Here is a 14,149-nt window from a genome sequence, read left to right on the forward strand (position 1 = left end):
CCCGAATCTCCCCCGTTAGCGACCCGAAAACAATCATTTCAATTATATAACCGGCTCAATCACCCAATGGCAATTCTATTTGATTTGGCAGAAAACGTCCGGGATATGAATCCCTGAATATTCCTCCCATAATTACCAGGTACCAGAGTTTCTGACCCGTTCTGAGAATGGAAGACAACTGATATAAAACGAATTCAAAAAGGATAGCCAATGCGGCCGGGAAAAGAATAATAACCCTAAGTGCCGACCACTCTGATATACCCCAGATAATTAAAAAAGGAACATATGTAACAATATATATTCCAAGCAATCTCCACAATCGCAGTTTTAAAAAGCCCGAACCCAGCTTTAACTTCTCCCTGATGCTTTTCTCGGGATAAGCCGCGCACGCGGCGCGAACCGAATCCGAGAAGATCGAAGCGGCCGTTAAAATCAATATCATGATCAATAATTTAAACAGCGCAAACAGCACAGCCGGTAAACCTATCAAATTCCCCCCGGCCAACCCTGCCATGTTTATAAAAAACATCCCCGATGGTATCAGGAGAGAGTAGATAATCAGCATGACAAGCGTAATCTTTATATGGGCACCGAAATTAATCCCGCATTCGCCGTAAAACTCCTTCCAGTCAACTTTTTCAAACCCGCGGGATATCATTAAAAAATAAATGCCGCCATTCAAAAATTGCATTATAACGACATAAATAATGGCGCCGACAACCGGTATCATCAGAAGGGCCGGGGCCGCCGTATAGGTCATCGTCATTAATTCCATAATAACCGACATATCCCAGTGATCGAGAAGTGTCAGCGAAAACGGCGATGGCGCCGCGATGGCATTGACGGTCATGAAAAATGGCAGAACCAGAAGGGCCGCGAAAATTGCTTTAAAAAGATACAGGTACAGCCATAGCCGACGAATAATTATAACCTTCGAAAATTGTCTAAAAATCTCGAACATCACATTCCGCCCAGAAAACTAAGCAATGATTCCATCAGGAACATCATCCCCGAGGTCATCCGGAATCCCGGCCGGTTGTCGGTCTTGAGAGTAAGCGAATTATTAAACAGGTTGCCATCGATCGCTATAATTCCATCCGGGTCGATCACTACCCCGATGGCTGGTGAGGGGTAAATGAAACTGAATTCCTCGGTTTCTTTAATCGGATTCCAGGACTCTGTCAACGTGTCGCCGTTATCCAGAAACAGGTGATATTCGATCGGAAGATCAAGCCCGCCCTTTTTCATGAGTACCAACGCAATTTTGTAATTGACCGAATCAATCATTCGGTTTTCAAGGCCGAAAATCGAGTAATCGATTGTCATCGGTTGGTAGATTAATTGTCCGGCGGCCTTTTCAATATCTGGTCCGGCTGTCTCATCGACCAGCGCCAGAAAATCATCGGTATCCGGATGTCCAAAGCGAAATCGTTCAAAATAGGTCTTCCAGAAAACCGCCGTCAAAGAATCGCCCATTATATTTTCGATTGTCTCGACAATCAAAGGACCGCGCGAATAAATCATTTTATAGTATTCTTCCGGCGATGGGAACTCATTGGCCGAAAGAGATAATGGATATGATCCCATCAGCAGGTTTGACCCGGCCCGCAATTGATCCCGCTCGCTCACCTTAAATCCGGCCAGATTAAGCAGGTTTCCATCGACGCCCCATTGTTCTTCCATTATTTTCCGGGTAAACAGACAGGTTATCGATTCATCCAGCCAGGGATTCTCGATCTGGTTGGAACCGATAACGCCATAAAACCACTGATGGATCAACTCATGGATAACCAATGATTCATATAATCTGGTTATTAATACCCCTCCCCCTGGGGACGATAAAACCACCATCCCCGGTAATTCAACGCCCCCGGCGAATAACCTGTCCATCAAGACAATACTGCAATAATCATAAGGATACCGACCTACCCGATCTGACATATAATCAAAGACTACTTCAGCCGCCCTTTTAATTCTCGGCAGAACCGGGCGTTCGAAATCCCGGCAGAATATCATGATGGTTATCGAATCATGCACCAGGGAATCGAGAATAAAATCCGGTGAGATGGCCAGGGCAAAATCATGAATCGGCCCGAATGAATAATGGCGAGTCATAAGCATGTTATCTTCAGTGCTGTCAACAGCCCGGACTCCAGCGGCAACCTTTTGTATGAACGGAGAGGTAAATTGAATATCGTAGAAATAATAATCGCCGACCAGTTCGGCAAATGATCCGTATTCCGGCTGTACCCAGCGACCATCTTCGGTCAATAGAGCCGGTCGCGGATACCACCCATCAAGAAAATAGTCGTTTTCGAAATTCATCAGGCGGTCACCAACGTCCGGTAAAAATGTCCTGAAAAATATCTGTATCCGCTCTCCCCCAATAGACTCTGGCGGCTCCGGTACACAATGCCCCCCGGTTTCCTCGATTTTCAAAAATGAACTGATATCGTGGCCATTCATCATAATCGAATCGATTGACATTGATCCCCAGACTCCGGTTTCTTTCAGATGACTTCTCAGACCATGATTCTTCTCCAGGTAGAGAGTCTGTTCCGAAGAATATACATTGGGGAAAAGCTGGAATTCAAAGGAAGTCAGGTCGGGGCGATCGGGCAAAATCCAGGTCAGCGATCCCTCGATAATTTTACGCTCGGCATTCAGGTTGGCCTTGATCCAAAGGGTATCGATCGTCGCCGCATCGGCAACGCCGACAAAAAGGCAGAAAATCGGTAATGCTCGGAAGAACTTAGATAACATCATTGACCAGAGAACCTATTCCCTCGATTCTGACCTCGATCCGGTCTCCGGGTTGCATCGGACCGATCCCCGATGGAGTTCCGGTGGAAATCAGATCACCGGGATAAAGGGTCATCACCTGCGATATAAAGCTCACCAGTTTAACGATCGGAAAAATCATCATCGAGGTCCGCGCCGACTGCTTCAATTCACCATTAAGAAATGATTCTACCTCGACATCCTCGAACTTCAGCTTATCGACAATCCATGGCCCGACCGGACAGAAGGTATCAAAACCTTTGGCCCGCGTCCATTGTACGTCTTTTTTCTGCAAATCACGAGCCGTAACATCGTTGACACAGGTGAATCCGAAAATATAATCCTCGGCCTCAATCGCCGCCACATTACGGCATTCCCGGCCGATCACCACTCCCAGCTCAGCCTCGTAATCAACCCGGCCGGCCATGTCAGGATAATATATCCTGGCTCCGGGGCCGATCAGAGCTGATGGCGGCTTTAAAAACAGAACCGGCTCTTCGGGCACCTTATCTGCCGATTGCGACTCCTTGACATGTTCCTTATAATTCAGACCGACACAGACAATCTTGCCAGGTTCGACCGGCGCCAGCAGTTTTACCTGCGATGGTTCGTAGTACTTCCCTTCCGATTCATACGGATAAACGGGATTATCCGAAATCTTCAGAATTTTCCCTTCCTCAAGGATGCCCCATTCTTTCCCTTCGGTTGCTTCAAATCTTACAAATCTTTCCATATCGATTCTTTGTTATAATTTCCATCAGCAACGACCGGATTCATCTCTGCCCCATTATTTACCGTTGCCGCTTGCGGGAATCAGTATTTTTTCCGGCCACGTCACCCCAAATAAACGGAGATGTTAAACCATGTCAAGTTATTAAACGGGTTATAATTTCTTCTTTTTCCAATTGCCCTTTTTAAACCAGGCGGCCAGAATCAGGGCTTTGAAAAGCGAGGTAATGGTCAGCGTCCACCAGACTCCATTGACACCGATATCCAGGGTGAAACAGAGAAAATAGGCCAATGGTAAACGCGCAATTGAACCGGGAATCGATACCGACATGGGCGGCAGGGTGTTCCCGGCCCCTGAAAAAGCCCCTTCGAGAACAATCTCAATGCCCATGAAAATCTGTGATAAACCGAGTATTTTCAAATAATCGACCGCTATGGCAATGGCTTCCGGGTCCGATGAAAAAACCCGGGCAATCAGATGGGGAATGGTTAGAAAGCAAATTGAGATAACAAACGTCTCCGCCACCACCAAACCGACTGTGGTCCAGGCCGCGCGACTGGCCCGATCCGGCTTCCCGGCCCCCAGATTCTGCCCGACCATAGTCGAAGCCGCTATGGAAAAGGCGAATGTCGTCAGGTACGACAGCGATTCCATCCGGTTGCCGATCCCCATCGCCGCCCCGGCCGTCGTACCATAGTGATGAACAATCTGGATTATAAACCAGTACACCGTTACAAAAACAATATTCTGGGTGGATATCGGCAGTCCGATATTTATAATCTTAAGCATGGCTTTCGGCACTGGCCTTGTTCGATACCATTTCCCCAAGGGAAATTCCAGACGGCCCCGAACGATCATGATCACATAAATCGAAAAACTGACCATAACCGATAAAATTGTGGCGGTGGCCGCCCCTGCCACACCCATAGCCGGAAACGGTCCCCATCCGAAAATTAGAAGCGGATCCAGAACCAGATTCAACAGCGTGCCGGTGGAAAGAGCAATCATTGGCGCTTTGGTATCGCCCGAGGCCCTGAATATGGAACCAAGCGATTCATTGATAAATAGGAAAACCATCCCGCCGAAAAATATCCGCAGATAGGGAATTCCCAGAGCAACCACCCGGTCCCCGGCCTTCATAAACATCAGTATTTTAGGTGTAAGACATAAACCCAGAATCGAAAGAGCGGCCCCAATCCCGACGGCCATTAAGACTCCCTGCCGTGCGAAAAAAGAAGCCTCATCGGGTTTGCCGGCACCGATCGCCCGCGATACCAGAGCTGTCAGCCCAATAACTATCACCGCCCCGACCGCAAATAGTGTCCAGGTGACGATCATTGAGGTGGTGATAGCATCCTGTTCCGGCGTCCCCAAAAATCCGACCCAGAAATAGTCTGTTATTTGCAGGGCGAATTCGAGGGCTGTTGAGGCCACCACCGGCCATGCCAGCCGAATTACCGTCGGCAGTATCGGGCCATCGGTTATATTCTGCACGCGGGCCATTTTTCAAATCCGGGATTTATCCTTGAATGCAAACGAAGTGTCTTATCTATTTTAAACCGCGGTCTTATGTTATAAAAGCCGATCTCATCATATTTAACAAACTTCAGGCTCGGATATCATCTTCTTCCGTTACCGTTTTCTGTCCCATCAATTCAACCGGCCATATTATGCCCGTATCCGGATAATGTTGCACGACATTCGAGAAATCATCGAAAGTGCATCGTTCCTGAGCCGCCATAGCGGCTATCAGAAAGGCCAGACCAACCCTGGGATTTTCGAAACGGCCGAAATCCGCCCCGGCCAGAACCCCGGTTCCCTCGATCACCAGACCATCTTCCATTATTCCGCTCTTGACCCCCATTTTCTGCAGATTGGCCGTGATCTCCTCAAAAGGATTCAATCCTGACTCGCTCATCTCCCGAACGCCCCTGATTACCGAGGTCCCCTTCCCGGCAGCTGCTATTATGGCCAGAAAAGGAATTTCATCGATAAGCGAAGTGGCCAGCGATCCGGCTGTCCTTCGAACTTTGATTTCTTTCCCCGTCACCGTCACCTCGCCAATCTGGAAACCGTCGACGTTTTTTCTCTCCCCCGTCTTAACATCCATCCCGGACGCCTTCAGGTGATTTAAAAAGCCGGTGGCGTTATTATCCATACTGATACCCGGCAGGGTGATACTTTTTTTCTTTATAACTGCCAGGGTTATCAGAGCCGCCGCCATATCGAAATCAACCGGGATATTAATCGTCTGCCCCTGAAGACGAACCGACGGACCGAGGATTATTTCCCGCTTGTAATCGACGCTTGTGGTCCTAATTCTCTTACGCGGGTCGTGCGGGTCCGGCTTGAACTCCGGCTTCGGGGTCATTATATTTATATCCCCATCGAATCTTTTGATCCCCTTCTGGAAAACCCCCGAAGTGATTCGAAACTCTCGGATATTAACCGAGCATCCCGAAACCAGACCAAAAGCCAGCAGACAGTTCTTTGAATATGACAATGAAGACGATATCTTTATCTCGATGGGATGCTCTGCCGAGGCGCGGAAAACGACCTGTCGGGAATTGGCCTCATGAAATATATCAATACCCTTTTTATTGAGGACCTCGGTCAGGCTGTCGATAATATCGGAATTGACAGCTTCGCCGTAGTCAAGAATGCATGATTCATTCATCCCTGCCAGCAGCCCGATAATCAACGACAGCGGGGAAATATCACCGCCATAAGTCAAATGCCGGTCTTCGGGTATGGTCGGTCCATCTCCCCGGCCAACCCGGAGAGTTCCTCCATCGACAATCACCCGACTCCCGATATTTTTTAAAAAATCAACGGTCCGCCCGGTATTAAGTGATTTATTGTAGATATTGATAATCGTCTCGCCAGAGGCCAGGGCGCCGAGAATCAGCGCCATCTGGGTGGTATCGTAATCACCCCCGATTATGATATCGCCGGGCATTTGTTTTATGGGATAAATGGTAATACTCATCATTCTGACCTGTTTTCTACATTTCTTCAGGAGATTCAATCCCCAGTAAATACAATCCTTCTTTGATCACTATTCTAACCGCCTCGACCAGCATCATGCGGGCCTCGGACAATTTCTCATTCTCGGAAATTATTTTATCGATTCGTCCCTCGGAATCTTTTCGCTGATAGACTTTGTTGAAAGCGGCCGCCAGTTCCAGCAGGTACGAACTGATTACGTACGGTTCATAGGTTGCCGCCGCCCCATCTATTTTCTGCGGAAACCTGTAGAGCAAATCAACCACCCGGTACTCCTCAGGCTGATCCAGAAGCGAATAATCAACCGCCTCCGGTAAAACCTTTCCATAATGGCGCACCAGCGATGACAACCGGGCATGAGTGTACTGCAGATACGGACCGGTTTCGCCTTCGAAATTGAGAACTTCATCCCAGTCGAAATTAACATCTTTCTGTCGCCGGGCCGACATGTCGGCAAAAAGGACCGCCCCAATCCCGATCTGTTGCGCTGTCTTTTCGATTTCTTTCAAATCAGGATTCTTTTCTTCTATTTTCTTCCGGGCCAGCTCGACCGCTTTGTCCAGAACATCATCAAGCAGGATAATATTGCCCTCCCGGGTGGACATCATCTTATCCTGGAATTTAATCCAGCCAAACTCGACATGCTCCAGCCGCGGCGAAACCCGTCTTTTCAAAGGAGTCTTCTCCGCCTCCTCAATCAACTCGACAACCTTAAATACCTGCCGAAAATGATCCCGCTGGGCGGAACCGACCACGTATAAAGCCTTCTCGAATTTGAAAGTCTGCCAGCGGTAAAATATCCCCGTAATATCCCGGGTAGCGTAAAGGGTTGCTCCATCGGCCCGGGTCAGAAGACAGGGTGGCAATCCATATGGTTCCAGATCAACAATCAGAGCTCCCTGTGAGATTTTGGTCAGCCCCAGACTTTTAATCGCTTCAAGAACACCCGGCATCTGCTCATTGTAAAACGATTCCCCGGTGTAATAATCAAACCGGATCCCGAGCCGTTGATAGGTTTTTTCAAAGGCCTCCAGCGACAGGTTCTTGAATTTCTTCCAGAGCTCGATTTCCTCGGGAGAACCCGATTCAAGATTTTTGAATGCTTCCCGGGCTTCATCGCCAAGTGACGGGTTATCCTTCTCCTCCCGGTGAAAACGGACATAAAGATTCAACAGCTTCATCACCGGCTCCTCGCCGAGATCCTCCTGTTGTCCCCATTTCCTGTAGGCTACGATCATTTTGCCGAATTGCGTCCCCCAGTCGCCCAGATGGTTTATCCCAATTGATTGATAACCCAATTTCTCGAAAATCCGATAAAGCGAGTGGCCGATGGCGGTTGTCCGAAGGTGCCCGATTCCGAATGGTTTAGCTATATTGGGCGATGAAAAATCAATGACAATTCTCTTTTCGGCGCCGACATCCGATGATCCATAGCGTTTTTTTTCTTTAAGGATTCCCGGCAGAGTGGTTCCGGCCAGATGGGGCAGGTCAATCCGACAATTATTGAAACCTCCCACCGCCGAAAAAATGAAATGACCTGATTCGGGATGTTCTTGCACATAGTCATTCTGCACCTGCACCAGTTGCCTGTTTATTTCCGCTGGATTTTTATGGATTATTTTGGCCGCTTCAAACAATGGCAGGGCAAAATTGCCCATCTCCGGATTCTTGGGAGTCTCCAGACGGTTGTATATTTGAGCGGCATCGAATATGAACAGTTCGGGATGCGCTTCTTTCGCCTCGGGAAAGGCCCGGGCCGAAGAAAGGGCAGTTAATTCGGCAACCTGTTCTCTGAATTTATCCTTAATCATACTTTCATCCGTGCTCTGTAATCGGTTTAAAAATCAGCATATCATTTTTCAGCGTCATCTTAAACAGGACTTTGTCATGCCAGTTCTTTTCGAAGTCGATTCCCAATCCGCGATAAACCTGTTCTATCACTTTCCCCAAATCCATATTCATTATCCGGGCCAGTTCCCCCGCCCCGAATTGAAGCTCTTCACCCTCACCCGTTCCCGATTCCGTAATCAGACCAATAATAATCTCCGGGTCGAATTCCAGCCCGGGATATGTCTCTTTCAAAACATAATGGATCTGACGGGCCAGTTCACTTTTGCTCAATATCACGACCGATCCTTATAACGGCTGTGATTCCACCAGGTAACCGTCCCTGGTATGTTTCTCCGAATCTCTGAAAAACATATAATACAAAATTGAGGAAAGCATGTAAAGCCCAACCGTTATCATCAGAGGCAAAGTATAACCGTGTTTTTCGATCAGCCGGCCGCCTACGGCCGTGGAAATCATCCATGAGGAATTCCAGCCGAACATAAAAAGGGCATTGACCAGGGCATGTTCCTTTTGGGTCACCATCTCCATCCCGAAATTGGTCCCGATCGGACTGCCCATATTCATTAATCCGCCGCGTATCAGAAAACAAACAAAGGCCAGTTCCAGCGAATATGTATAAGCCAGAATAACCATGAAGGGTATGGATAGCAGTTGGGTCGAAACCAGGGTTCGGACCATACCGATTTTTCGGGCTAGAATGGGACCAAGCAGAATTCCGACAAACATGGTGATATTAACCACCATAAAAAAGAAGCCAATCATATCCGGTGGCTGTCTGAACCGGTCGCGGAAATAGAGATTTAAAAAGGGAATTATCAATCCCGCCCCGGTTCCGACCACGAAATAGGGCAGAAATAACCGGAAATAAAGCCCGGATCGTTTTTTTATCAGAGCCAGCGAAAATTCTGATCTTTTCTCCTCAAAACCCGGATCGGCGGCGCGGATCATGGAAAAGGGGATCAGGGCCAGAAGACCCAGGCCGACACTCAATGCGAAAGTCCAGCGGTAGGCCGGGATCACCCCCCCGGCCATGGTAGTCAAGGCCGTCACCATCCAGCCGAAAACCATCGACCCCAGAACGCTGGCCAGAAGCGAGACCCCGAATGACAATGAAAATATATAGGTGCGTTCTTTTGGTGTCGAATTTCGCATAAAAAACGGCGCCGCGGCCACCCGGTAAAATGTCAGGGCGATTCCGGCCAGAAATGAAATCACCACCAGTAGTTGACTGACCGGCAGCCATGTTAAGAATAAAATCGAACCGCCATAAAGAACGGTCGTGCTCAGGAGTATTTTTTTCAGCCGGATTCGTCGTAGAATGAATGAGGCCGGGATCGACGTTATAGTCATTCCGATCGCCCCGGCCGAAAGAATGGTGCCGATGAAGGATTCCGTCGACCCCTGTTCCCGGAGATAAAGATTCAGCAGCAACATATACCCGGAATAGGTCAAACCGATCAGAAAGGCAGCCGCCAGATACAACCTGACATTGCGTGAAAACAACCCCAGGTGATAGAGATAATCATTTATTGCCGAATGGATTCTATTGAGCTTTTTATCCGACATGAAAACCTGCTGGATTTATTTCAAATGAGTATGCGTTCGGCCTAACGCCGGTCGGGATCGAAAACATATTCCCCACGGCAGACAAATACGGCCGGCCCGGTCAAAATAATGTTATCACTCTCAACTGGCCATTCTACCCGAAGTGACCCGGTCGGGAAAACCACCTCAACCGCCCGTTCCAGATAACCATTAACCACTCCGGCTGCAACCGCGGCCGAAGCTCCGGTTCCCGATGACCCGGTGGCTCCTGCCCCCCGTTCCCAATCATTTAGAACAATTTTTTTGCGATTGACAATCCTTACGAATTCCACATTGGTGCGATGCGGAAAATACCGGCTGTTTTCGATTATTTCGCCCAGCAATTTCCAGTCGAAATCGAAACGATCGACAAAAATGACGGTATGCGGATTACCGACCGATAATATCGTCGCCGGAATTTTGACACCCTCAATTTTCAGAGGAGCATTGATATGATACTGCGCCTTCGACTTCATGGGTACCCGCCGCGTTTCGAATTCCGGTCGGCCCAAAGACACCCTGACCATAGTCTCGGCAAGCGAGACCCGGATAATCCGGGCCTCGACCGAATCACCCCCGATTTCAAAAATCAGCTTTTTCCGCCGGGCGTACTTCCGATGGTAATAGGCGGCCGCAATTCTCAAGCCGTTACCCGATTTTTCCGCCCAACTGCCATCGGAGTTAAACAGGTCGATACAACAATCAGCCCGATTACTCCGGGATAAAACCAGAATACCATCGGCCCCGACCCCGGAATTACGACTGCACATATCGAGAGCCATCCGGTTATAATCAATTTTTCCGGGACGCCGATTAATCAAATCGATAACCAGAAAATCATTTCCGAGCGCGTGATATTTATAGAATTCCAGCTTTTTCATAAAGGCCAAGATATCGCTTTAAATCCGGTTGTAAATAAAAAAAGCCCCGCCGGGCGGGGCTTGATAATTATCAATCCTATGACTTGAATTACGGCATATTGGCTTTGAAAACCCGGCCTAACCGTTCGATGGCGGATGACAGCATTTCGTGCGAGGCATTGGAGAAATTCAGCCTGAAGGTGTTGTCGCCCTTCTTGCCATCGGGAAAAAACGGACGGCCATAGACATAGGTGACCTTCTCTTTAATTGCCTCCTGCAGAAGCTCCGAAGCCGACATTGACAATGGCAGTTCGCACCACAAAAACAGCCCGCCCTCGGGTTTGGTCCAGGTTATTCCCGGCGGGAAATGCTTTTCCAGCGCATGAATCATTAAATCCCGCTTGGCCCGGTAGCTCTTGATAATCTTGGGTATATGGGCCGAAAGTTTGCCGGATTTAATAAAATGATACAGGACAAACTGCGAGAAAGTGCTGGTATGCAGGTCGCAACCCTGTTTAATTTTTTCGAACATAGAAAGAATACTCACCGGCGCATTCATCCACCCGATTCTAAATCCCGGGGCGACAATCTTGGAAAAAGTCCCCAGCGAAATTACGGCATCACCGCCAAGAGATTTCATGGTCGGCAAATTTTCGCCGTAAAAACGCAGTTCCCCGTACGGATTATCATCGACAATGGGAATATTATTGCGAACAGCAATATCGATCAGGGCTTTTTTGCGCTCGGTGGTCATGGTGATACCGGTCGGATTCTGGAAGGTCGATACGGTGTAGATGAATTTCGGTTTGTACTTCCTGATGGCATCCTCGACCTGATCGACCAGCATACCGTCATGATCCATCTCCACCGGAGCATATCGCGGTTTGTAATAATTGAAAGCCTGCAGGGCCCCGACATAAGTCGGGTTCTCGGTTACGATATAATCACCGGGATTGACAAAGGCCCGGGCCAGGAGTTCAATACCCTGCTGGGAACCGGAAGTGATCAGAATGTTTTCCATCCTGGATTTGGCCCCGAGGTTCGTTTCCCGCTCGGCAATCACCTCGCGGAATTGAGGGATTCCCATTGAAAAAGAATACTGCAGGGCCACCGATTTGAACTCATCAATAATGGCAACAGCCGACTCTTTTAAATCCTCGATAGGAAACATATCGGGCGACGGGTACCCTCCGGCCAGAGAAATAACCCCCGGCTGAGATGAAATCTTCAATATTTCACGAATGATGGACGTCGAAAGACCCCGGACATGGTCGGTAAACGGCCACTTGTCGGGATTGGCTTTGAGAGCCTCTTCAAAAGTCGATTTTTCATTCATATTATTAACTCATATCTACAGGTTTCCGGCAATGTAAACTTAACCATAAGAAAAGATAACAAAATGTCCAAATAAGTCAACTGCCAAAAGGAGATTAAATGATGGATTAAAGATACTGCCTCGATCGCCTTCTCTCAAAGGCAGAAATTTAAATATATTTCAGGAATCGAGAAAAAGGACGATCAAATCTTGGTCCCGGCCAGTTTGATAGCCGAATCACCGAACCGATTACGAACTCTATCGATTGCCGCACTGGTTGCCTGTAGTTTTTTCACCGCAGTATCTTCAATCAATTCCATCTGACGGCTCACTTCTTTTTTCTCAAGATTCGACACCCGTACCCCCAGAAGACGAATTTTGATTTTCATGCCGTACTCACGGGGGACAAGATTCCGGGCTGCTTCATAAATAACCCTCGTCTGGTCGGTCGGATGATCGAGAGTATGGTCACGGGTGATGGTATTGAAATCTGATGAACGGACTTTGACCGATACCGTCCGCCCCACATAATTATCCTTCCGCAGACGCCTGGCCACCCGGTCCGATAGCCAGAGCAGGGTTGAATATACTTTATCTATCTCCGTCAGATCATTCATCAGGGTTGTTTCATGAGACATGGATTTATCCATCGGACGGTTTTCGTAATTGTAAACCTCGTTGGTATCCATCCCCCGGGCCAGAATCGACAGGGACTCCCCGTTTTTACCGAAATGAGCCTTCAATTCTTTCTCTTTTCTTTCAGCCAGGTCGCCAACCGTAAAAATCCCGATTTTGTTGAGTATTTTCCTGGTCGCTTCCCCGATTCCCCAGAGAGCGTCCACCGGCCGGGGATAAAAGATTCTCCGGAAATCGTCGCGATCCATAATTGTCATTCCGTCCGGTTTGTTCTCCCCCGAACCCATCTTGGCCATCAGCTTGGTCGGCGAAATACCCACCGAACAGGTCAGCGACAGTTTTTCCCTGATTTCTTCTTTCATCTGAGCCACCACGTTTTCGACCGTACCGAATACCCGGTGGCAGCCGGTCAATTCCAGAAAAGCCTCATCGACCGAAAACGGCTCGACCACCGGCGAATATTTCTGGAAGATAAGTTGCAGCATGGCCGAGGTATAAATATAACCGTTGAGTGTCCCCGAAATAAAAACACCATCGGGACAAAGTTGCCTGGCCCGGGTAATCGGCATCCCCGAATGGACCCCGTAGCGGCGGGCCTCGTACGAACAGGTCGAAACCACCGATCGCCACCGGGGATCACCGCCGACAATCACCGGTTTGCCCTTCAGCCAGGGACAGTTGCGGACCTCGACCGCCGCGAAAAAGGCATCCATATCGACATGCATAATCACCCTGTCCCAATCTTTTGTCCGGTCTATTCCACCCATATCTTGCTGATAATCCAGCTGGTCTGACGTTCATCGAAAGTCAACTGGAAAAAATTCGATGAGCTGTCGACCACGGCGTAATGATGAATTTTATAAGCGCCGATATCCGTTTTCCAGTCCCCGGTAACCTCGCTGACCTTGTAAACGCGGTCATTCCAGCGAAACCGGACCGGTTTCATCTTGTGATTCTCGAAAAGAGCGATCACCTCGATCGGCTCATCCATATCCTGGTACACAAACTCACCTGTTTATTCTTCAAATTCTTCGTCGTATAACATTTTCATTGCCGGGTCATCCGGATATAGAATAATAATCCACTAAAATCCTGTCATTCCCGATAATAGCCTGTCATTCCTCCAAAAAGCCTGTCATTCCCCCAAAAAGTCCGTCATTCCCCCCAAAAGTCCGTCATTCCCCAAAAAATCCTGTCATTCCCCAAAAAAGTCTGTCATTCCCGACCTGATCGGGAATCTATCTTAATCCCCTCTCGAGAGGGGTGGATTCGCCGCAGGCGAAGACGGGGTGTGTTATCCAATCTGCTCTACACACCCCCAAATCCCCTCTCAAGAGGGGACTTTGAACTTGCCCTATCATATAATCTCGCTGGTCGGCGCTCCGA

Annotated in this window: 12 protein-coding genes; all 12 read right to left on the reverse strand. The window is 48.5% G+C overall.

Translation table 11 applies throughout. The annotated features are described in order from the left end of the window. Nucleotides 1–55 precede the first annotated feature (55 nt). The 12 genes from JXQ28_09685 to JXQ28_09740 all read right to left on the reverse strand — a co-directional run bounded on the left by JXQ28_09685 (nucleotide 56) and on the right by JXQ28_09740 (nucleotide 13,766). Nucleotides 56–961, reverse strand: coding sequence for a hypothetical protein (locus JXQ28_09685; GenBank protein MBN2278004.1), 906 nt, complete (start codon nucleotides 959–961; stop codon nucleotides 56–58). Beyond that, the gene (locus JXQ28_09690; protein MBN2278005.1) at nucleotides 961–2,766 is read right to left on the reverse strand and encodes a hypothetical protein; all 1,806 of its coding nucleotides are present in this window, start codon (nucleotides 2,764–2,766) and stop codon (nucleotides 961–963) included. The genes JXQ28_09685 and JXQ28_09690 overlap by 1 nt, the downstream gene beginning before the upstream one ends. Then, entirely contained in the window at nucleotides 2,753–3,514 is a 762-nt protein-coding gene (locus JXQ28_09695) for a fumarylacetoacetate hydrolase family protein (protein MBN2278006.1), read from the reverse strand. Before JXQ28_09695 ends, JXQ28_09690 begins: the two co-directional genes overlap by 14 nt. Before the next feature lie 150 nt (nucleotides 3,515–3,664). Next, the gene (locus JXQ28_09700) at nucleotides 3,665–5,014 is read right to left on the reverse strand and encodes an MATE family efflux transporter (GenBank protein MBN2278007.1); all 1,350 of its coding nucleotides are present in this window, start codon (nucleotides 5,012–5,014) and stop codon (nucleotides 3,665–3,667) included. 103 nt (nucleotides 5,015–5,117) lie between these two features. Further along, a complete protein-coding gene (locus tag JXQ28_09705; protein MBN2278008.1) occupies nucleotides 5,118–6,503 on the reverse strand; it encodes a hypothetical protein in 1,386 nt (461 codons plus the stop codon). A 13-nt stretch (nucleotides 6,504–6,516) separates the two neighbouring features. Beyond that, on the reverse strand, nucleotides 6,517–8,328 hold the full coding sequence (argS, locus tag JXQ28_09710; protein ID MBN2278009.1) for an arginine--tRNA ligase: 1,812 nt from the start codon (nucleotides 8,326–8,328) through the stop codon (nucleotides 6,517–6,519). Between the two features lie 4 nt (nucleotides 8,329–8,332). Next, nucleotides 8,333–8,644: a hypothetical protein gene (locus JXQ28_09715; GenBank protein MBN2278010.1), complete on the reverse strand. Its 312-nt coding sequence runs from the start codon at nucleotides 8,642–8,644 to the stop codon at nucleotides 8,333–8,335. 9 nt (nucleotides 8,645–8,653) lie between these two features. After that, the gene (locus JXQ28_09720; protein MBN2278011.1) at nucleotides 8,654–9,934 is read right to left on the reverse strand and encodes an MFS transporter; all 1,281 of its coding nucleotides are present in this window, start codon (nucleotides 9,932–9,934) and stop codon (nucleotides 8,654–8,656) included. Between the two features lie 41 nt (nucleotides 9,935–9,975). Beyond that, nucleotides 9,976–10,833 carry a diaminopimelate epimerase gene (dapF, locus tag JXQ28_09725; protein ID MBN2278012.1) on the reverse strand — a complete coding sequence of 286 codons (858 nt, stop codon included), beginning with the start codon at nucleotides 10,831–10,833 and terminating at the stop codon, nucleotides 9,976–9,978. An 88-nt stretch (nucleotides 10,834–10,921) separates the two neighbouring features. Continuing rightward, nucleotides 10,922–12,148, reverse strand: a complete 1,227-nt coding sequence (locus tag JXQ28_09730) for a PLP-dependent aminotransferase family protein (GenBank protein MBN2278013.1) — start codon at nucleotides 12,146–12,148, stop codon at nucleotides 10,922–10,924. Nucleotides 12,149–12,330: 182 nt separating this feature from the next. Beyond that, nucleotides 12,331–13,530, reverse strand: coding sequence for a DNA polymerase IV (gene dinB / locus JXQ28_09735; protein ID MBN2278014.1), 1,200 nt, complete (start codon nucleotides 13,528–13,530; stop codon nucleotides 12,331–12,333). Beyond that, nucleotides 13,518–13,766: a hypothetical protein gene (locus JXQ28_09740; GenBank protein ID MBN2278015.1), complete on the reverse strand. Its 249-nt coding sequence runs from the start codon at nucleotides 13,764–13,766 to the stop codon at nucleotides 13,518–13,520. The genes dinB and JXQ28_09740 overlap by 13 nt, the downstream gene beginning before the upstream one ends. Nucleotides 13,767–14,149: the final 383 nt, after the last annotated feature.

It is taken from the genome of Candidatus Zixiibacteriota bacterium (genome assembly GCA_016933955.1).
Taxonomy (GTDB): domain Bacteria; phylum Zixibacteria; class MSB-5A5; order GN15; family PGXB01; genus JAFGTT01.

Bases quoted from the DNA above. Each gene is read 5' to 3' on its own strand.
- JXQ28_09685 (MBN2278004.1), bottom strand. From the start codon at position 961: ATGTTCGAGATTTTTAGACAATTTTCGAAGGTTATAATTATTCGTCGG.
- JXQ28_09690 (MBN2278005.1), bottom strand. From the start codon at position 2,766: ATGATGTTATCTAAGTTCTTCCGAGCATTACCGATTTTCTGCCTTTTT.
- JXQ28_09695 (MBN2278006.1), bottom strand. From the start codon at position 3,514: ATGGAAAGATTTGTAAGATTTGAAGCAACCGAAGGGAAAGAATGGGGC.
- JXQ28_09700 (MBN2278007.1), bottom strand. From the start codon at position 5,014: ATGGCCCGCGTGCAGAATATAACCGATGGCCCGATACTGCCGACGGTA.
- JXQ28_09705 (MBN2278008.1), bottom strand. From the start codon at position 6,503: ATGATGAGTATTACCATTTATCCCATAAAACAAATGCCCGGCGATATC.
- argS (MBN2278009.1), bottom strand. From the start codon at position 8,328: ATGATTAAGGATAAATTCAGAGAACAGGTTGCCGAATTAACTGCCCTT.
- JXQ28_09720 (MBN2278011.1), bottom strand. From the start codon at position 9,934: ATGTCGGATAAAAAGCTCAATAGAATCCATTCGGCAATAAATGATTAT.
- dapF (MBN2278012.1), bottom strand. From the start codon at position 10,833: ATGAAAAAGCTGGAATTCTATAAATATCACGCGCTCGGAAATGATTTT.
- JXQ28_09730 (MBN2278013.1), bottom strand. From the start codon at position 12,148: ATGAATGAAAAATCGACTTTTGAAGAGGCTCTCAAAGCCAATCCCGAC.
- dinB (MBN2278014.1), bottom strand. From the start codon at position 13,530: ATGGGTGGAATAGACCGGACAAAAGATTGGGACAGGGTGATTATGCAT.